We start from the raw sequence: 19,273 nt of genomic DNA on the forward strand, positions 1-19,273 counted from the left end.
AGAAAACCGACGATTCGTCCGACTGAGGGGCGATGTCGGGTCGCGCACGCAACCCGTGCGCCGCGACGGAATCCGCGTGCTCTAGCGGTCGGCGACCCGCATCTCGAACCACGTGGTCTTGCCGCGCGGGAGGAGGTCGACGCCCCAGCGGTCGGAGAGCTTGTCGACGAGGTAGAGGCCCCGGCCGCTGACGTCCAGCTCCTGGACCGGCATCAGACAGGGCAGCCCGCGCGAGGGATCCCGGATCTCGACCCGCGTCCAGCCGGGGCGGCGGCGCATCCGCAGGCCGAAGGTGCGGGCCCCGGTGTGCCGTACGGCGTTGCCGACGAGTTCCGACACGAGTAAGACGGTGTCCTCGGTCAGCTTGGGCGACAGCCGCCAGGTGCGCAGGACGACGACCTGGGCGAGCCGGCGGGCGGTGGCCGCGGACTCCGGGCGGGACGGCAGCAGCACTTCCGCCTGCTCCGGGTTGCCGAACAGGTCGAACGCCTTGAGCGCCTGCTCGTCCTCGACCGCCGGCGACCAGCGCGCCGCGGCAGCACGGCTGTGTCCCCGCGGCTGTTCGATACCCTCCAGCCCCGCCATGCCCCCATGATGGCCGCCCGCCAGGACCCCGGGGGCCGTTCCCAGGGAATACGCCCCCCGCACGCCCCCGCTGCGAACCCGACCGCCGTCATATGCCGAGGGCATTGCGGCGGCCGGTGCGGACCCGCTGACCTGCGGCGACGGCTCGGTCCCGGGCAATCGTCAGGCTCCCTCGACGCGGCAGGCTTAAGGTCCGTTTAAGGCTCCCATAAACCGCCCCATCGAGGGACCGGGATGAGACAACCCGTCAATTGCAAGACCTGGCACGGGAGTTGCTCAAAAATTCACCTAGTGCGGCTCAGCGGAACTTCGCCTTGCCCGGCCCCTCCTCGACGAAGCTGCGCATGCCCCGCTCGCGGTCCTCGGTGGCGAACAGACCGGCGAACCAGCCCCGTTCGACCGCGAGCCCGGTGTCGATGTCCGTCTCCAGACCCGTGTCGACCGACTCCTTCGCGGCGCGCAGCGCGATGGCGGGTCCCTGCGCGAGCCGGGCGGCCCAGGCGTGCGCCTGCTCGTACACCTCGGCGGCCGGTACGACCCGGTCGACCAGGCCGAGGGCGAGGGCCTCGTCGGCCTTGACCTGACGGCCCGTGAAGATGAGGTCCTTGGCCTTGGAGGGGCCGATCAGCCGGGGCAGCCGCTGGGTGCCGCCGGCGCCCGGGATCAGGCCGAGCAGGATCTCGGGCTGGCCCAGCTTGGCGTTGTCCGCGGCGATGCGGAAGTCGGCGCACAGGGCCAGTTCGCAGCCGCCGCCGAGCGCGTAGCCGGTGATCGCGGCGACGACCGGCTTGGGGACGCGGGCCACCGCGGTGAAGGCCTCCTGGAGGGCGCGGGCGCGCAGGACCATCCCGGTGTGGTCCATGTCCTGCATCTCCTTGATGTCCGCGCCGGCCGCGAACACCCGCTCCCCGCCGTAGATCACCACGGCGCGCACGTCGTCGCGGCGGGTGGCCTCCTCGGCGAGTTCCTTCAGCCGGTCCTGGGTGGCGGTGTCCAGCGCGTTCATCGGCGGCCGGTCCAGACGCAGCGTGCCGACGCCTTCGGCGACTTCGAGAGTGACGGTCATGGGAGGCAGGTTAACGGGGACTAACGGCGCGGGGCCCGGTGCCGTTCCTCACAGCACCGGGCCCCGCGCACGGGACGGGTCACTTCTTCCAGTCGGCCCAGGACATGTTCCAGCCGTTGAGGCCGTTGGCCGGGTCCACCGTGCGGTCGTGGGAGTGCTTCACGACCACCACGTCGCCGAGCATCGAGTGGTCGAAGAACCAGGCGGCCGGGACCGACTTGTCGTAGCCGCCGCGCACGTCGCGCAGCCCGACGCAGCCGTGGCTGGCGTTGTAGTTGCCGAAGGCGTCGCCGCCCCAGTAGTTGCCGTGGATGAAGGTGCCGGAGTCGGTGAGGCGGATGGCGTGCGGGACGTCCTTGATGTCGTACTCGCCGCCGTAGCCGACGGTCTCGCCGTTCATCCGGGTGACGGTCAGCTTCTCGCTCATGACCATCTGGCCGTTCCAGGTGTCGTAGCCGGGCTTGCCCGTCGTCACCGGCAGGGTCTTGATCACCTTGCCGTCCCGGGTGACCTTCATCGTGTGCTTCTTGGCGTCCACCACGGAGACCTGGTCGCGGCCGATGGTGAACGTCACCGTCCTGCGCTGCTTGCCGTAGACGCCGTCGCGGCCTTCGACGCCGTCGAGGTCGAGGGTGACGGTGACCTTCGTGCCGGACTTCCAGTACTTCTCGGGGCGGAAGTCGAGGCGGTCGTTGCCGAACCAGTGGCCCTCGACGTCGACGGCCGGCTCGGTCTTGACGTGGATGGACTTCTCGACGTCCTCGGGGTGGGTGATGCCCCGGGTGAAGCGGAGGGAGAACGGCATTCCGACGCCGACGGTGGAGCCGTCCTCGGGGGTGAAGGTGCCGGTGAAGGTGTTCTTCGGGGTCAGCGTGGTGAAGGTGGAGTCCTCGGCGGCCTCGCGCCCGGCGGAGTCCTTCGCGACCGCGTGCACCCTGTAGGTGGTGGCGGCGGCCAGGTGGCGGGCCGGCGTCCAGGAGGTGCCGGCGCCGGATATCGCGCCGTCGACCTTCGCGCCCTTGGCGTCCTTGACGGTGACCTCGGTCAGCCTGCCCTTGGTGACGGCCACCTTCAGGGCGCCGCTCGTGTCGACGCCCTTGGCGCCCCGCTCCGGCGTGATGCTGACGGCGGCGGCCGACTGCTCGCCCTGCTGTGTCGCCCCGTTCTTGCCGTCACCCGCACCGGACGTGGAGCCGCCGCCCCCGCCGCACGCGGTGACGGCCATCAGCAGGGCGCCGGATATCAGCACCAGTCCCTCGCGGCCCCGTCCCCGGCCCCCCGTCGACGCCCCCGCTACCGGCCGCACGTTCACCTTGTCTCCCCTCGACGGACCAGGTCCGGCCCGTTCCCCACCACCTTGGTGCGCGCATATTAACCGCCGGGTTCTGAGCGGGGTGTCAGGCGAATGTCACCGTTCCGTCGCAACTTCCGTCGCTCCTTCCGTCACGAGTGACGCCGCCCGCGCCCGCCCCCAACCCGGCCCCTCACCTGGTCACTTCACCGCGCTGCCCGCTTTCCACTCCTTCCAGCCCATGTTCCACCCGCCGAGGCCGTTGTCCGGTGAGACCATCTTGTCCTTGCTGTTGACCACCTCGACGACGTCCCCGACGAGGCTGCGGTCGAAGAACCAGCCCGCCGGGGTGTCCGAGCCGCCGCCCTTGACGTCCCTGAGTCCCACGCAGCCGTGGCTGATGTTGGCCGTGCCGGGGGCCTCCGGCGCCCAGTAGTTGCCGTGCAGGAAGGTCCCGGAGTCGGTGAGCTTCATGGCGTGCGGGACGTCGGGGATGTCGTACTCGCCGCCGAAGCCGACCGTCTGGCTGTTCATGCGGGTGACCTCCAGCATGTCCATCACCACCATCTTCCCGTTGTACGTCGGGTGTTTGGGGGCGCCCGCCGTGATCGGGACGGTGGCGAGCAGCTCGCCGTCGCGCCGCACGTCCATGGTGTGCCGGGCCGCGTCGACCAGGGAGACCTGGCTGCGGCCGACGGTGAAGGAGAACGTCTTGTCCTGGAGGCCGTAGACACCGTGCGCGCCCTCGACGTCCCGCAGGTCGAGGTCGACGGTGACCTCGGTGCCGGGTTTCCAGTAGCGCTCGGGACGGAAGTCCAGGCGGTCCTTGCCGAACCAGTGCGGCCGGATCTCGACCGGCGGCCGGGCGGTGACGTGGACGGCGCGCTGCACGGCGGCGCGGTCGGTGATCTCCCGGCTGAAGGCGAGGGAGACGATCATGCCGGTGCCGACGGTGGCGCGGTTCTCGGGGGTGACGTAGCCGATGAACCGCTCGTCCGGGACGTAGGTGGTGAAGGTGGTGTGCCGGGCGGAGCGGCGGCCCCGGGCGTCCAGCGCGACGACGTCGACGGTGTACTTGGCGGCGAGCGCCAGTTGTCCCTCCTCCGGTGTCCAGGTCAGCCCGTCGGCGCTGATCCGCCCCGGTACCGGGGAGTCCTGGGCGTCCTGCGACCGCACGACGCTCACCTTCTCCAGGCGTCCGCCGGGCAGCCGCACCCGCAGCCGGTCGCCGGGGCGCACGCCCTTGGCGCCGTCGTCGGGGTTCACCCGGATGACGTCCTCGGGGGCGGGGGACCTGCCCACCGCCCCGCCCATGCCCAGGGGTCCTGAGCCGTCCGCGGAACAGCCGGCCAGCAGGGCCGTTCCCATCACTGCCGCGGCCAGCGCGGCCCACGCGCGCCGCGCGCCTCCATGTACGTGCCTCACACCGGGCTCAACGACCGGGCCCGGTCAAGGGAAACGTGAGTGCGACCCACGCGCTGGGCAGAACTCTGGGAAGGACGACACGTCGGGGGGCTTTTGGAGGGGAAGTCCCCAGCCCGCGCCGGAGCCGCCGGGCCGCGGCCGTGCCGGAGGACCGGGGTGCCGAGCGGCATGCCCGGCCGTCCGGCGCGGCCGCGCCGCCCCGGGGGCGAGCCACGAGAAGAGGGGCCGACAGGTGACGAGCGCAGCCGATCAGCGGGCACCGGCCGAGGACCCGGCCGCCGGGAGCGGTCAACCGGCGGCGGCGCCCGGCGCCCGGCGGGCCGTACCGCCCGTCCCGGGCGCCTGGCCGGGTGCGCCGACCCCGCTGGGCGCCCGGTTCCGGGTCGGCCCGGACGGGGTGGCGGGCACCAACTTCGCGTTGTGGGCGGCCGGTGCGGAGGCCGTGCGGGTGTGCCTGTTCGACGAGCGGGGCCGCGAGACACAGGTGCCGCTCGCCGAACTCACGCACGAGATCTGGCACGGCTTCGTGCCCGGCGTGCTGCCCGGTCAGCGCTACGGCTACCGGGTGGACGGCCGCTGGGACCCGTGGACCGGCGCCCGCTGGAACCCGGCGAAGCTGCTGCTCGACCCCTACGCCCGCGCGGTGGACGGCGAGTTCCGGCTGCCGCCCGAGGTGTACGGGCATGTCCGGGACTGGCCCGAGCAGCAGGTCGCGGACACCGTACGGGACGAGCGGGACTCGGCGCCGCACGTGCCGAAGGGCGTCGTCGTGCACGATGACGACGACTGGTCCGACGACCGGCGGCCCAAGATTCCCTGGGCGGACACGGTCCTCTACGAGCTGCACGTACGCGGTTTCACCCGGCTGCACCCCGGCATCCCCAAGGAACTGCGCGGCACCTACGCGGGTCTCGCGCACCCGGCCGCGATCGAGCACCTGGTGCGGCTGGGCGTGACGGCCGTGGAGCTGCTGCCGGTGCACCAGTTCGCGCACGAGGACCACCTGCTGCGCCGGGGCCTGAAGAACTACTGGGGCTACAACTCGATCGGCTACTTCGCCCCGCACGCGGCCTACGCGGCCTCCGGCACGAGGGGCGAGCAGGTCGGCGAGTTCAAGCGGATGGTGCGCGCGCTGCACGCGGCCGGCGTCGAGGTCATCCTCGACGTGGTCTACAACCACACCGCCGAGGCCGGCGAGCTGGGCCCGACCCTCTCCCTGAAGGGCATCGACAACCGCGGCTACTACCGGCTCCAGGGCGACGCCCGCCGCTACGCCGACTACACCGGCTGCGGCAACACCCTGCACGTGGTGCAGCCCCAGGTGCTGCGGCTGATCACCGACTCGCTGCGCTACTGGGTGACGGAGATGGGCGTCGACGGCTTCCGCTTCGACCTGGCGGCGGCGCTGGCCCGCTCGATGCACGACGTCGACATGCTCTCCCCCTTTCTCGCCGTCATCGCCCAGGACCCGGTGCTGCGCCGGGTGAAGCTGATCGCCGAGCCCTGGGACATCGGCTCGGGCGGCTACCAGGTGGGCGCCTTCCCGCCGCTGTGGACGGAGTGGAACGACCGCTACCGCGACACCGTGCGGGACTTCTGGCGGCACGCGCTGCCGGACGTGCGCGAGATGGGCTACCGGCTGTCCGGCTCCAGCGACCTGTACGCCTGGGGCGGCCGGCGCCCGTACGCCTCCGTCAACTTCGTCACCGCGCACGACGGTTTCACCCTGCGGGACCTGGTCTCCTACGAGCAGAAGCACAACGAGGCCAACGGGGAGGGCAACCGGGACGGCACCGACGACAACCGGGCCTGGAACTGCGGCGCGGAGGGCGAGAGCGCGGACCCGGCGGTACGGGTGCTGCGCCGCCGGCAGCTGCGCAACCTGCTCACCACGCTGCTGCTGTCCACGGGCGTGCCGATGCTGGTGGCCGGGGACGAGCTGGGCCGCACCCAGCGCGGCAACAACAACGCCTACTGCCAGGACAACGAGATCGGCTGGCTGGACTGGTCGCTGCTGGACGATCCCGGCTGGCGGGCGCTGTGCGAGCTGGTCTCGCGGCTGATCGCGCTGCGCCACCGGCACCCGGTGCTGCGCCGGCGCGCCTTCTTCTCCGGCCGCGCCCACTCGGCGGACGGGCTGCGGGACCTGGCCTGGTTCACCGCCCGGGGCACCGAGATGACCGAGGGCGACTGGTACGCGCCGGCGGCCACGCTCGGCATGTACCTCTCCGGGCGGGACATCCCGGGCCGGGACGAACGGGGCGCGCCGATCCTGGACGACAGCTTCCTCGCGGTCCTGCACGCGGGCGAGCGGCCGACCCGCTTCGTCCTGCCGGGGACGCCGTGGGCCGAGCGGTACGAGGTGGTCGTGGACACCTCCCGCGAGGACCAGTCAGCGCCGCCGGGCACCCCGCACTTGGCGGGCGCGGAGATCACGGTGCCGGGTCGGGCGGTGCTGCTGCTGCGGGTGGCCTGAACCCGGCGCACGTCCGTGCGAGAGACTCCCCTGGCCTGTGCCTTCGCTGTGCGTGACGCGGATCACGTCTGCCGAGTGCAGCGCGGAGGGGGGTCCAGGGCCTTTCCCCTGGTGTGGAGAGCCGGCGAGGACGGGACCGTGGGGATGGAGCAGACGAGGGCCGGTGAGTACGACGCGTTCGTGGCGGCCCGCTGGTCGGTGCTGTTCCATCTCGCCCGTCTGCTCACCGGCGGGGACCGGCACCGCGCCGAGGACCTGTTGCAGGAGTCGCTGGTCAAGCTCTGGTTCGTCTGGCCGAAGGTCGCCGACGAGGCGCCGGAGGCGTATGTGCGCAAGGTGCTGGCCCGGGCCGCGGCCCGCTCGGCGCGGCGGCGCTGGTGGGGCGAGCGGCCGGTGGAGGAGCTGCCGGAGGTGGCGGCGGCCGGCGACATGTCGGCGGCCGTGGCGGAACGCTCCCGGCTGGAGGCGGCGCTCGCGCGGCTGCCCCCGCGGCAGCGGGCCGCCGTGGTGCTGCGCTACTACCAGGACCTGCCCGACCGGCAGGTCGCGGAGACCCTGGGCTGCCCGGTGGGCACGGCCCGGTCCCACGCCGCGCGCGGGGTGGCCCGGCTGCGCGAGCTGCTGGCCGACGTCATCGAGCCGGTGGGGTGAGGAGAGGCCCATGGAGCGCGGAGTGCAGGGGGAGGGTATGGAACACGGAGTGCGAGGGGACGGCGGGGACCGGGTGTTCGCCGACGGGCCCCCGACGCGATCCGGCGCCTCGGACCGTCCCGACGTGTTCGAGAGCCGGCTGGCCGAGCTGATGCACGCCTCCCGGGAACCGGCCCGGTTCGGCCCCCGGCACCGGGAGGCGCTGCGGGCCGGGGTGCGGGCGCGGCGGCGGGCGCGGGCCGCGCGGCGGGCCGCCGGGTCGGTGCTGGCGGTGGCCGGGCTGGGCCTCGGCCTGTTCCTGTGGCCGCACGGACAGACCGACGACCGGCCCAGCGCACCGGGACCCCGCCCGGCGGTCAGCCCGGCGCCGGATCCGAGCGGCCCGCCGTCCTCGACACCGACCGGGCCGCCCACGGCGCCGGAGACCACGAGCACCGTCCTGCCGGACGCGCCGACCGTGACGACCTCCGACCCGCCCACCGGTACGGCGAGTTCGACGGCCGGTGACGACGGACCGTCACCGACGGCCACCGCCTCGGAAACCTGGACCGCCCCGCCGCCGACCGACACGGCCGACCCCTCCGACACCCCTTCCTCCGTGATCAGCGCGACCGGCTGACCCGGCCCGCGCCGATTCGCCCCCCTCCCCCGCGTGCCCCCGGCATGCCCGAGACGATCGACGACCGACAGGGACCCACGTGACAGACATCCGACCGGGCCGGCCTCCGGCCGCGGCCCCCGTGCCCCGGCGCGCCCCGCTGCCGGCCCGGCACGACGAGCCCGTCCTGGACGTGGTCGTACCGGTGTTCAACGAGGAGAAGGATCTGGAGCCCAACGTCCGGCGGCTGCACGCGCATCTGCGGGACACCTTCCCCTACCCGTACCGGATCACGGTCGCCGACAACGCGAGCACCGACCGCACCCCGGCCATCGCGACGCGGCTCGCCGCCGAGCTGCCCGAGGTGGCCTCGCTGCGGCTGCCGGAGAAGGGGCGGGGCCGGGCGCTGCGGGCGGCCTGGTCGGGCTCGCGGGCGCCGGTGCTGGCGTATCTCGACGTGGATCTGTCCACCGGGCTGGCCGCGCTGCTGCCCCTGGTGGCGCCGCTGATATCCGGCCACTCCGACCTGGCCATCGGCACCCGGCTGGCGCCGGGCGCGCGGGTGGTGCGCGGGACCAAGCGCGAGGTCATCTCCCGCTGCTACAACATCCTGCTGCGGTGCGCCCTGTCCGTCGGCTTCTCGGACGCGCAGTGCGGGTTCAAGGCGGTGCGCCGGGAGGCCGCCGAGCGGCTGCTGCCACTGGTGCGGGACGGGGAGTGGTTCTTCGACACCGAGCTGCTGGTGCGCGCCGAGCGGGCGGGCCTGAGGATCCACGAGGTGCCGGTGGACTGGGTGGACGACCCGGACAGCAGTGTGGACATCGTCGCCACCGCGCTGGCCGACCTGCGCGGGATCGCCCGGATGCGGCGCGAGCTGGCCGGGCGCCGTACGGGCGGGAAGGCGGTGGCCTCGTGACCGCGACCGCCCTGCCCGGCATACCCACCTCCGCGCCCCGGCCCGGCCCGGAGCCCGCGCTGCGGGCGGCCGCCCGCCGGCACGGGCCGGTACTGGCGCTGTTCGGCGCGCTCAAGCTGGCCGGTTTCTGCTCCTTCATGTACCTGCTGTCCTCGGCCGGCGACTTCCGCACCAAGCAGCCCCGGTTCGGCGGCGGAGCGCACGCCTGGGACGTGCTGGCCACCTGGGACGGCTGGTGGTACCAGCAGATCGCGCTGCACGGCTACGACCCGAAGCTGATCCCGGTCCCGGGCGCCACCGGTCTGATCACGCTGGAGGGCAACTCGGCGGCGTTCTTCCCGCTGTACCCGGCGCTGATCCGGCTGACCTCGTCCCTCACAGGGCTCGGTTCCTACGGCGCCGGGATGCTGGTGTCGGTCCTCGCCTCCTTCGCCGCCGCGCTCGGCGTCTACGCCGTCGCCGAGCACCTGGGCGGCCGGCGCACCGGGCTCGCGGCGGCCGGACTGTGGGCGGTGTGGCCGGGCTCGGGCGTGGAGTGGGCGGTCTACTCCGACTCCCTCTACGTCGCCCTCGCCGCCTGGGCCTGCCACGCCGTGCTGACCCGCCGCTGGCTCACGGCCGGTGTCCTCGTCTTCGCGGCGGGCCTCAACCGGCCGACGGCCGCCGCCCTGATCGCCGCGCTCGGCCTCGCCGCGCTGCTCGCCCTGCGCCGCGGCCAGGACGGCGTACTCCGTCCCCTGCTGGCCGCCGCCATCGCCCCGCTCGGCCTGTTCGGCTACCTCCTGTGGGTCGGCAACCGCATGGGCGACCTGGGCGGCTACTTCAAGCTCCAGTCCGGCGCCTGGGCGCACAGCTTCGACTACGGCGAACAGACCCTGGACGTCCTCACGTCCGTACCGGTCGGCAAGTTCGACTACCTCTTCGCCTACCCCTTCGCGGACGTCATCTCGGTCTGCGTCATCCTGCTGGCCTGCGCCCTGCTCCCACTGCTGATCCGGCTGCGCCCGCCGGCGGTCCTGGTCGTCTACACCGTCCTGACCCTGCTGCTGGTCCTCGGCAGCCAGCAGATCGTCGCCAACATCTCCCGCTACCTCCTCCCCTGCTTCCCCCTGTTCCTCCCCCTCGCCTCCGCCCTGCGCCGCCTCAGCCTCCCCATGCTGTGCACCCTCCTGGGCATCGCGGCCCTGGCCTCCGGCTCGTACGCGGGGTACGCGCTGTTCGAGCTGGGGGTGCCGTGACCGGGGTTCAGGCCATGCCGTCGAGGAGGGCCTGGAGGTAGTCCTCCAGTCGTCCGGTCAGCAGGGCCGGGGTCAGTTCCGCCCGGCCGCTCTCGCGCCACGGGACGGCGACCTTCTCGGCGTCCGGCGCGAAGGCGAGGGCGTCCAGCAGCCGCCAGTACAGACGGTCGGCCGCGTCCTCGGCGAGGGTGCCGCCCGCCGCCGTGTACCGGTCGGCGAAGCGCAGGCCCGCCGGGGCGCCGTGCAGCAGGGCCAGCGCCGTCGAGCAGTGGGCGACGTCCAGGTCGGCCGGTCCCCAGGAGGTCTCCACCCAGTCGACGACCCCGCTGATCCGCAGGTCGTCGCCGTCGCCGGTGAACAGGACGTTGCCGGGGTGGAAGTCCCGGTGCAGGAAGCGGCCCCGGTACGCGGGCGGCTCGCGCCGGATCACGTCAACGGCCCGCCGCCACAGCTCGGGCCGCTCGGTGTGCTCGGGCGGGCGCACCCGCTCGGGGGCGGTCCAGGCCTGGTAGACGCGGGGCCGGTCCCCGGCGGCCACAGGCAGCCGGTGGATGCCGAGCAGTTCGCGGGCCAGCAGCCCGGCCCGCCGCTCCGCCTCCGCCTCCTCCAGGCGCACGGTCCCGGGCAGCAGGGTCATCAGCAAGGACGGATGGTCGCAGTACCGGGCCGTGGCGTCGACGGCGACCAGCCCGGCCGCGGGCACCTCCGTGCCGTCGAGCAGGCGCAGCACGGCCGCCTCGCGGTTCAGCAGGCCTTCCGCGTGCCGGACGTAGAAGGGCTTGGTGAACGAGCGCAGGACGAGCGAGCGCCGGCCGTCCGGCCCGGCGATGTCGAGGCGCCGCATCCGCGACGTCCAGCCGCCGCGCAGCAGTACGGCGCCCTCGACGCGCTCCCCCGCGGACAGGCCCTTCTCCACCCAGGCGCGCGTCGCGCTCCAGACCTCGTCATCTTGACTCGTCGTCATGAGGCCCAGGCTACGCAGCCGGTGCGCTAGACCAGGCTGTCCCGCCAGGCCCGGTGCAGGTCGGCGTAGCGGCCGCTGGTGGTGACGAGGGTGCGGGGGTGGCCGTCCTCGATCACCCGGCCGTGCTCCATCACCAGCACGCGGTCGGCGATCTCGACGGTGGAGAGGCGGTGCGCGATGACCACCGCGGTACGGCCGCGCAGGACCGTCGCCATGGCCTGCTGGACGGCCTGCTCGCCGGGGATGTCCAGGGAGCTGGTGGCCTCGTCCAAGATGAGGACCGCCGGGTCGGCGAGCAGGGCGCGGGCGAAGGCGACCAGTTGGCGCTGGCCGGCGGAGATCCGGCCGCCGCGCCGGCGGACGTCGGTGTCGTAGCCGTCGGGCAGGGCGCTGATGAACTCGTGGGCGCCGATGGCCTTCGCGGCCCGCTCGATCTCCTGCCGGCCGGCGTCGGGCCGGCCGATGGCGATGTTGTCCGCGACCGTGCCGGAGAACAGGAACGCCTCCTGGGTCACCATCACGACCCCGCGCCGCAGTTCGGGCACGGACAGCTCGCGCAGGTCGACCCCGTCGAGCAGGACGCGGCCCTCGGTGGGGTCGTAGAACCGGGCGAGGAGCTTGGCCAGGGTGGACTTGCCGGCGCCGGTGGTGCCGACGACGGCGACGGTCTGCCCGGCCGGCAGGGTCAGGTCGAAGCGGGGCAGCACCTCGCCGCCGGTGCGGTAGGCGAAGCGGACGCCGTCGAACACCACCTCTCGGCCCGGCAGTTCGTCCTCCAGCGGCGGGAGTTCGCGCGCGGTGACCGGTTCGGGCACGGACGGCTCCTGGGCCAGCAGGCCGGCGATCTTCTCCAGGGAGGCCGCGGCCGACTGGTAGGAGTTCAGGAACATGCCGAGCCGGTCGATGGGGTCGTACAGGCGGCGCAGATAGAGCACGGCCGCCGCCAGCACGCCCAGTTCCAGCGAGCCGGACGCCACCCGGTAGGCGCCCCACAGCACGATGCCCGCGACCGCCGTGTTGGCCACCAGCCGGGAGCCGACCACATAGCGGGCCATCTCCAGCAGGGTGTCCCCGTTGGTCCGCTCGTGGGTCCGGTTCAGCAGCGCGAACTCGCCCTCGTTGGCGGTCTCCCGGCGGAAGGCGCGCACCGGGCGGATGCCGTTCACCGTCTCCACGAACTTCACGATCACCGAGGCGATCGCCGTCGACCGCGAGCGGAACGCCCGCCCGGCGCGCCGCTGGTAGAGCCGGACCAGCAGGTACAGCGGTACGAAGGAGGCCACCGCGACGGCGCCGAGTCCGAGGTCGAGCCAGAGCAGCATCGCCGAGATGTACACGAAGGACAGCAGGACGGTGACGAGTTCCTGGAGGCCCTCGTCGAGGAGTTCGCGCAGCGACTCCACGTCGGTGGTGGAGCGGGAGATCAGCCGGCCGGAGGTGTAGCGCTCGTGGAAGTCGACGCTGAGCGCCTGCGCGTGCCGGAAGATCCGGCCCCGCAGGTCCAGCAGGACGTCCTGGCTGACCCGCGCGGAAACCTGGATGAACGCGAACTGGAGGACGCCGGAGGCGAGGGCGCACAGAAGATAGCCGACGCCCACCGCGACCAGCGGGCCGTGCCGGTCCTCCCGGAACGCCGGTACGGCGCGGTCGATGGCGTACGCCACCAGCAGCGGGCCGGTCTGCACGGCCGCCTGTTGCAGCAGGAGCAGCAGGACGGTCAGGGCGACGCGGGGCTTCATCGGCGCGAGCAGCGAGCGCAGCAGGGCGGCGGTGGCGCCGGGCGGGGTGGGCAGGACGTCCCGGTCGAAGGGGTCGTCGTCGCCGGTGGTGCCGTGGGGGCGGACGGGTTCCTCTGGTTCGGTGCCGGTAGGGGTGGAGGCGGTGGTGGTCAACGGGGGTCGTCCTCCTGTGCGCCGGGCGGGGGCCCGGAAGGTGCGCCGGGCTCTGTCCCGGAAGGTGCGCCGGACTCTGCGCTCTGCTGGGCTCCGGACATCAGACGGGCGTACTCGGGGTGGTCGCGCAGCAGTTCCTGGTGGGTGCCGACGGCGGCGACGCGGCCGCCGGAGAGCAGGGCGACGCGGTCGGCCAGCAGCACGGTCGAGGGGCGGTGGGCGACGATCAGGGCGGTGGTGTCGGCGAGCACCTCGCGCAGCGCGGCCTCGACGGCGGCCTCGGTATGCACGTCCAGGGCGGACAGCGGGTCGTCCAGGACGAGGAAGTCGGGCCGGCCCACGACCGCGCGGGCCAGGGCGAGGCGCTGGCGCTGGCCGCCGGACAGGCTCAGACCCTGCTCGCCGACCCGGGTGTCGGTTCCGTCGGGCAGCGCGTGCGCGAAGCCGGCCTGGGCGACGGCGAGGGCCCGGTCGAGGTCGGCCCGGTCCGCGCCCTCGGGTGCGCCCATGAGGACGTTGTCCCCGACGCTCGCGGAGAACAGCGTGGGTTCCTCGAAGGCGACGGCGACCCGGGCGCGCAGTTCCGCGCGGGGCATGGCCGTGATGTCGACGCCGTCCAGGGTGATACGGCCGGACGTGACCTCGTGCAGACGCGGTACGAGCGCGGTCAGCGTGGTCTTGCCGCTGCCGGTCGCGCCGACCAGGGCCAGCGACTCACCGGGGCGGATGTGCAGGTCGACGCCGGTGAGCAGGGGCGGGGAGCCGGGAGGCGCGTCCGGGTAGCGGAAGCGGACGTCCTCGAAGCGCAGTCCGGTGGCGGTGGTGGCGTCGGAGGGGCGGGCCGCCTGCGCGGTCGTGGCCGACTCCCGCTCCGGTTCCTCGTCCAGCACCTCGAAGTACCGTTCCGTCGCCGTCGCCGCCTCCTGGCTCATCGCGAGCAGGAAGCCGATCGAGTCCACCGGCCAGCGCAGCGCGAGGGCCGTGCTGAGGAAGGCGACCAGGGTGCCCGCGGACAGCGTCCCGTCCGCGACCCGGACCGCGCCCAGCACCAGGGCGGCGCCGATCGCCAGCTCGGGGAGGGTCACGATGACGGCCCAGATGGCGGCCAGCAGCCGCGCCTTGCGCAGTTCCGTGCCGCGCAGGCCGGCCGTGAGCGTGTGGAACGCCCGGGCCTGGCTGCGGTGCCGGCCGAAGCCCTTGATGACGCGGATGCCGAGCACGCTCTCCTCGACGAGCGTGGTCAGGTCGCCGACCTGGTCCTGGGCGCGCCGGGCCACCTCCGCGTACCGCCGCTCGAAGACCGCGCAGGTCCACATCACGGGGATCACGGGCCCGAGGACGACCAGGCCGAGGGTCCAGTCCTGGAGCAGCATGATGATGACGCCGACCAGGATGGTCACGCCGTTGACGAGCAGGAACGTCAGCGGGAAGGCGAGGAACATCCGCACGAGCATCAGGTCGGTGGTGCCCCGGGAGAGCAGCTGGCCCGAGGCCCAGCGGTCGTGGAAGGCGATCGGCAGCCGCTGGAGGTGCCGGTAGAGGTCGGCCCGCATCGACGCCTCGACGTGCGACAGCGGCCGGGCGACCAGCCAGCGCCGGAAGCCGAACAGGACCGCCTCCGCGATGCCGAGCAGCAGCAGGTACAGCGCGCCGAGCCAGATGCCGCCGAAGTCCTGGCCGGCGACCGGGCCGTCGACCATCCACTTCAGGACGAGCGGGATGACCAGGCCGGTACAGGACGCCACGATCGCGATGAACGCGGCGCTGAACAGCCGGGCGCGGACGGGGCGGACGTACGGCCACAGCCGCAGCAGGGCGCGGACCGCTGAGCGGCCGGTCTCGGGGGTTGCACGTGTCGTGGGCATCACCGGCGAGGTTACGGACCGAGGCCGCCGCCGCCCACCGAGTTTCGGCCCGGTCCGGTTCCCACGTTGGTCGTACGACCTGGGTTTTCCGGACATCGCGGGTGGGGCCGGGGGCCGGGGCCGGTGGATCGGACGACGCCCGTGGGTGGGGCCGTGGGGCGGGGCTGGCCGATCGGAGGACGCCGGCGCGAACGGTCGCGCGACACACCGTCCCGCGCCGCGGGTCGCTCCCCCTCTCCCCCGAGTCCCTACTCCTCCGGATCGTCCCCGTGCCACGTCCGCCACAGTGCCGCGTACGCCCCGCCGGCCCGTACCAGGTCCTCGTGCCGGCCCAGTTCGGTGAGGCGGCCGCCCTCCATCACCGCCACCCGGTCGGCGTCGTGGGCGGTGTGCAGGCGGTGGGCGATGGCGATGACCGTACGGCCGCGCAGTACGGCGGCGAGGGCGCGCTCGGTGTGCCGGGCCGTGGCGGGGTCGAGGAGGGCGGTCGCCTCGTCCAGGATCAGCGTGTGCGGGTCGGCCAGCACCACCCGGGCCAGCGCCAGTTGCTGTGCCCCGGAGCCGTCGGTCGGGCAGCCTCCCGGGCCCAGTGCCGAGTCGAGGCCGTCCGGCAGCGCGCGGACCCAGTCCTCGGCGCCCACCGCGGCGAGCGCCGCCCACAGGTCGCCGTCCGTGGCGGACGGCTCGGCGATCAGCAGGTTGTCGCGGACCGTGCCCAGGAACACGTGGTGCTCCTGGGTGACCAGCACCACCTGGCGGCGCAGCAGCTCAGGGGCCAGGTCGGCGACCGGTACCCCGCCCACCGTCACCGTGCCGCCGCCCGGCCGGTCGATGCCGGCGAGCAGCCGGCTGAGCGTCGTCTTGCCGGCGCCCGAGGGACCCACCACCGCGAGCCGTTCCCCGGGCCGTACCGTCAGGTCGACCCCGGCCAGTACCTCGCCGCCGCGCGGATAGGCGTACCGGACCCCGCGCACCTCGATCAGGTCGTCGGCCGGGACCGGCGACCCGGCCCCGGCGGTCCCGCGCGGCGCCTTCGCCAGGCCCTCCACGCGGGCGAACGAGGCGCCGCTGCTCTGGAGTTGCTCCACCCGCATCAGGATCTGGTCCAGCGGTTCGGTGAACTGCCGCAGGTACAGCGCCGCCGCGACCACCGCGCCGATCCCGACCGCGCCCCGCGCGTGCAGCCACCCGCCGAGCAGCAGCACCCCGGCGACGGGCACGGTGTACGTCACCTCGACGGCCGGGAAGAACACCGTGCGCAGGTACAGGGTGTGGAAGCGGGCGCGACGGGACGCCTCCAGCGCGTCCCGGCTCGCCGCGATCCGCCGCTTCCGCAGCCCGAAGGCCTCCACGGTCCGGGCCCCGGCCGCCGTGGCCGCCACGATCTCGGCCACCTCGGAGGTCGCCGCGCCCTCCGCGAGATAGCCGTCCCTGGCCCGCCGCAGATACCAGCGCAGCGCCAGCCAGATGGGGGTCAGCCCGAGCAGTCCGAACAGTCCGAGCAGCGGGTCGAGCGCGCACACCGCGCCCAGGACGAACAGCGCCTGCACGGTGTTGACCAGCAGTTCGGGGCCGACGTCGCGCAGGGTGGTGCCGACCGTCGCCACGTCCGCCGTGCCGCGCGCCGTCAGGTCGCCGGTGCCGGCCCGCTCCACCACGGACGCCGGCAGCGCCAGCACCCGGTCGACGTACTCCTCGCGCACCCGGGCCAGCGTCCGCTCGCCGAAGCGGTGGCCGACGTACCGCGCCCAGCGGGCCAGCAGCAGCTGGGCCGGCGCGCACAGCAGGATCCACAGGGCCAGCCGGTCCACCGCGCCGGCCCCGCCGCCCGCGCGCACCTCGTCCACGATCCGGCCGACCAGCCACGGCCCGACCAGCCCCACGCCGGCCGCCAGCGCGTTCAGCAGCAGCACGGCGGCGAACGCCCGCCCGTCGGCCCGCGCGAGCCGCACCATGGTCCGCCGTACCGCCGCCCGGTCGGCGACCGGCAGCAGCCCCTCGCCCGCCGTCATCGGGCCACCTCCTCGGCGTCCTCGCCCGCCGTCATCGGGCCATCTCCTCGGTGTCCTCGGCCGCCACGTCCCGCGCGACCAGCCGCCGGTAGCCCGGCTCCGCGCGCAGCAGCCGCCGGTGCGGGCCGCTCGCGGCCACCTTGCCGTCCACCAGGAACAGCACGGTGTCCGCCCGGTCCAGCACCAGCGGCGAGGTCGACGCCACCACCGTCGTACGGCCCTCGCGTGCCTGCCGCAGCCGCTCGGCGACCGTCGTCTCGGTGTGCGCGTCCAGTGCCGAGGTCGGCTCCACCGCCAGCAGCACTTCCGCGTCGGCCAGCAACGCCCTTGCCAGCCGCAGCCGTTGCCGCTGACCGCCGGACAGGCTGCGGCCCTGCCCGGTCACCCACGAGTCGGGGCCGTCCGGCAAGGCACGCACCACGTCCTCGGCGGCGGCCGCCCGCACCGCCCGTCCGAGTGCCGCGTCGTCGGCCGGCCGACCGGCCGCCACGACCTCCCGCAGCGGCCCCGCGAACAGGTCCGCCTCGTTGTCCGCGACCAGGATCCGCTCCCGTACGGCGTCCAGCGGGACCGCGTCCAGCCGGGTCCCGCCCCAGGTGACGTCGGTCGGCCCGTACCGCCCCAGCCGGTCCACCACGGCAACGGCGTCGGCCGGGCGGGCGGTGACCAGCGCGGTCAGCCGGCCCGGTACGACCCGGGCGCCGGACACGGGATCCACCAGCTCGGCGGGCCCGGGAGGCGGCGTCTGCGTGCCGGTGTCCGGTTCCGGCGCCAGCCGCAGCAGCCCGACCACCCGGCGTGCCGCCACCACGCCCCGGTTCAGCTCGTAGGCCAGCTCCACGAAGAACGCCACCGGACCGATCAGCACCGCCACATAGCCGTACACCGACACCAGTTCGCCGACGCTGATCCGCCCCTCGGCGGCGAGGCGCGCGGCGAGCCAGGTCACCACCGCCAGGAACAGGGTCGGCAGGCCCACGCCGAGCGCCTGCACCCAGCTCGCCACCGCGCCCACCCGGTAGCCCTGCGCCCGCAGCCGCCCCGAGTCGCGCCGGTACGCGTCCGCGAACAGCCCTTTGCCACCGAGACCGTTGAGGACGCGCAGCCCGCCCGCGAGGTCGCCGATCCGCGCGGTCAGCACACCCTGCCGCTCCCGGTACTCGCTCTCGGCGCCCTGGAGCCGCAGCGTCAACGGCCCGGTGAGCAGCGCCAGCACCGGCAGCCCGAGCAGCACCACCGCGGCCAGCGGCGCCGAGATGCCCAGCAGCAGCGCCGCGACCACCGCGTAGACCACGACCGAGCCGACACCGGGGCCGACCACGGTCAGCGCCTGCGCCAGGATCTGCACGTCACCGACGCCGATCGTCACGACCTCGCCGGCCCCGGCCCGGCGCGACAGCGCGGCACCGAGCCGCACGGTGTGCCCCACCACCAGTTTCACCGTGCGGAAGTTGGCGTCCATCCGCACCCGGGTCATCGTCCGGTGCCGCAGGATGCTCACCCACGCGTTCAGCGCGCCGAGCGCGAACATCACCCCCGTCCAGCCGGCCAGCACCGCGGACCGCCCCGGCACCAGCCCGTCGTCCACGGCCCGCGCCATCAGGTACGGCTGCGCCGCCATCAGCACCATCCACGCACTGCCCAGCAGCGCCCCGGCCGCCGAGCGCCCCCGCTGGCACATCACCAGCCACCACAGATAGCGCCAGCCACCACGGGTGTCCGGCGCCCCGGGGTCCTCGTACGCGTCGATCATCCGTCCCCCGGTCGGCTCGCCCTGCGGGAACGCCGAACCTATCCGGGGCCGACCGGAGCGCTCCAACGAATATCGGGCAGGCGCCGTGTCAGTCGGCCGCGAGGGCGGCGGAGATCAGGCCGGCGCCCATCCACTTCAGGACGAGCGGCATGACCGGGCTGGTGCGGGACGCCGTGATCGCGATGGACGCGGCGGGGAAACAGCGGGGCTCGGCCCTTTCGCGTGGGCGTTGCCCTGCTTCTCCACGGTCGGGTGAACCCGGTTCGATGCCTTCGGGGTTGCCGGCCCCGCAGAAAGGCGACGAGTCGCGGCTCGGCCGCAGGAGCGACCTCTGCCGCGCTTCTGGTCCTGCGGCTCATCGCGGCCGGACGCACCCCACAGGACGCCGAAGAGTGGGCCGCGGAGTGCCCAGCGTGGCAGCGGGCGCAAACGGGCAGGCGATGGCGATGGCCCTACGGCCACGCAGTACGGCGGTGGGGGCGCGCTCGGTGTGCCAGGCCCTGGAGTCGGCCCGGCCACGCAGGCGGCCTCGGATTCCCGC

13 protein-coding genes and 1 pseudogene are annotated in these 19,273 nt (G+C 74.0%); 5 read left to right on the plus strand and 9 right to left on the minus strand.

What is annotated here, in order from left to right; genetic code table 11:
* Positions 1-81 precede the first annotated feature (81 nt).
* The 4 genes from NX794_RS23490 to NX794_RS23505 form a co-directional block, all read right to left on the minus strand.
* Entirely contained in the window at positions 82-585 is a 504-nt protein-coding gene (locus NX794_RS23490) for an ATP-binding protein (protein ID WP_258780762.1), read from the minus strand.
* A 298-nt stretch (positions 586-883) separates the two neighbouring features.
* Positions 884-1,651: an enoyl-CoA hydratase/isomerase family protein gene (locus tag NX794_RS23495; RefSeq protein WP_258780764.1), complete on the minus strand. Its 768-nt coding sequence runs from the start codon at positions 1,649-1,651 to the stop codon at positions 884-886.
* A 79-nt stretch (positions 1,652-1,730) separates the two neighbouring features.
* Positions 1,731-2,963, minus strand: a complete 1,233-nt coding sequence (locus tag NX794_RS23500; protein ID WP_258780766.1) for a L,D-transpeptidase — start codon at positions 2,961-2,963, stop codon at positions 1,731-1,733.
* Positions 2,964-3,143: 180 nt separating this feature from the next.
* Positions 3,144-4,367 (minus strand): L,D-transpeptidase, encoded by a 1,224-nt coding sequence (locus NX794_RS23505; protein ID WP_258780768.1) that lies wholly within the window; start codon positions 4,365-4,367, stop codon positions 3,144-3,146.
* Positions 4,368-4,599: 232 nt separating this feature from the next.
* Here NX794_RS23505 and glgX point away from each other — a divergent pair, with 232 nt between their 5' ends.
* The 5 genes and pseudogenes from glgX (at position 4,600) to NX794_RS23530 (ending at position 10,246) form a co-directional block, all read left to right on the plus strand.
* Complete coding sequence (gene glgX / locus NX794_RS23510; RefSeq protein WP_258780770.1) at positions 4,600-6,843, plus strand: glycogen debranching protein GlgX; 2,244 nt, start codon at positions 4,600-4,602, stop codon at positions 6,841-6,843.
* Between the two features lie 144 nt (positions 6,844-6,987).
* Positions 6,988-7,494, plus strand: coding sequence for a SigE family RNA polymerase sigma factor (locus NX794_RS23515; protein WP_258780772.1), 507 nt, complete (start codon positions 6,988-6,990; stop codon positions 7,492-7,494).
* 37 nt (positions 7,495-7,531) lie between these two features.
* Positions 7,532-8,113: a hypothetical protein gene (locus NX794_RS23520; protein WP_258780774.1), complete on the plus strand. Its 582-nt coding sequence runs from the start codon at positions 7,532-7,534 to the stop codon at positions 8,111-8,113.
* 139 nt (positions 8,114-8,252) lie between these two features.
* A pseudogene (locus NX794_RS23525) lies at positions 8,253-8,972 on the plus strand (dolichyl-phosphate beta-glucosyltransferase); the annotation flags it as partial.
* A 32-nt stretch (positions 8,973-9,004) separates the two neighbouring features.
* On the plus strand, positions 9,005-10,246 hold the full coding sequence (locus NX794_RS23530) for a glycosyltransferase family 39 protein (RefSeq protein ID WP_258780776.1): 1,242 nt from the start codon (positions 9,005-9,007) through the stop codon (positions 10,244-10,246).
* A 7-nt stretch (positions 10,247-10,253) separates the two neighbouring features.
* On the opposite strand, the gene NX794_RS23535 is transcribed toward NX794_RS23530, so the two are convergent.
* From NX794_RS23535 to NX794_RS23555, 5 genes are all read right to left on the minus strand, one after another.
* Positions 10,254-11,210 (minus strand): phosphotransferase family protein, encoded by a 957-nt coding sequence (locus NX794_RS23535; protein WP_258780777.1) that lies wholly within the window; start codon positions 11,208-11,210, stop codon positions 10,254-10,256.
* Positions 11,211-11,236: 26 nt separating this feature from the next.
* On the minus strand, positions 11,237-13,102 hold the full coding sequence (locus tag NX794_RS23540; RefSeq protein WP_258780778.1) for an ABC transporter ATP-binding protein: 1,866 nt from the start codon (positions 13,100-13,102) through the stop codon (positions 11,237-11,239).
* Positions 13,099-14,967, minus strand: a complete 1,869-nt coding sequence (locus NX794_RS23545; RefSeq protein WP_258780779.1) for an ABC transporter ATP-binding protein — start codon at positions 14,965-14,967, stop codon at positions 13,099-13,101. Before NX794_RS23545 ends, NX794_RS23540 begins: the two co-directional genes overlap by 4 nt.
* Before the next feature lie 248 nt (positions 14,968-15,215).
* Complete coding sequence (locus NX794_RS23550; protein ID WP_258780781.1) at positions 15,216-16,979, minus strand: ABC transporter ATP-binding protein; 1,764 nt, start codon at positions 16,977-16,979, stop codon at positions 15,216-15,218.
* Positions 16,980-17,010: 31 nt separating this feature from the next.
* Positions 17,011-18,732, minus strand: a complete 1,722-nt coding sequence (locus NX794_RS23555) for an ABC transporter transmembrane domain-containing protein (protein ID WP_258780782.1) — start codon at positions 18,730-18,732, stop codon at positions 17,011-17,013.
* Positions 18,733-19,273 lie beyond the last annotated feature (541 nt).

The sequence above is a fragment of the Streptomyces pyxinicus genome, assembly GCF_024753135.1.
Taxonomy (GTDB): Bacteria; Actinomycetota; Actinomycetes; order Streptomycetales; family Streptomycetaceae; genus Streptomyces; species Streptomyces pyxinicus.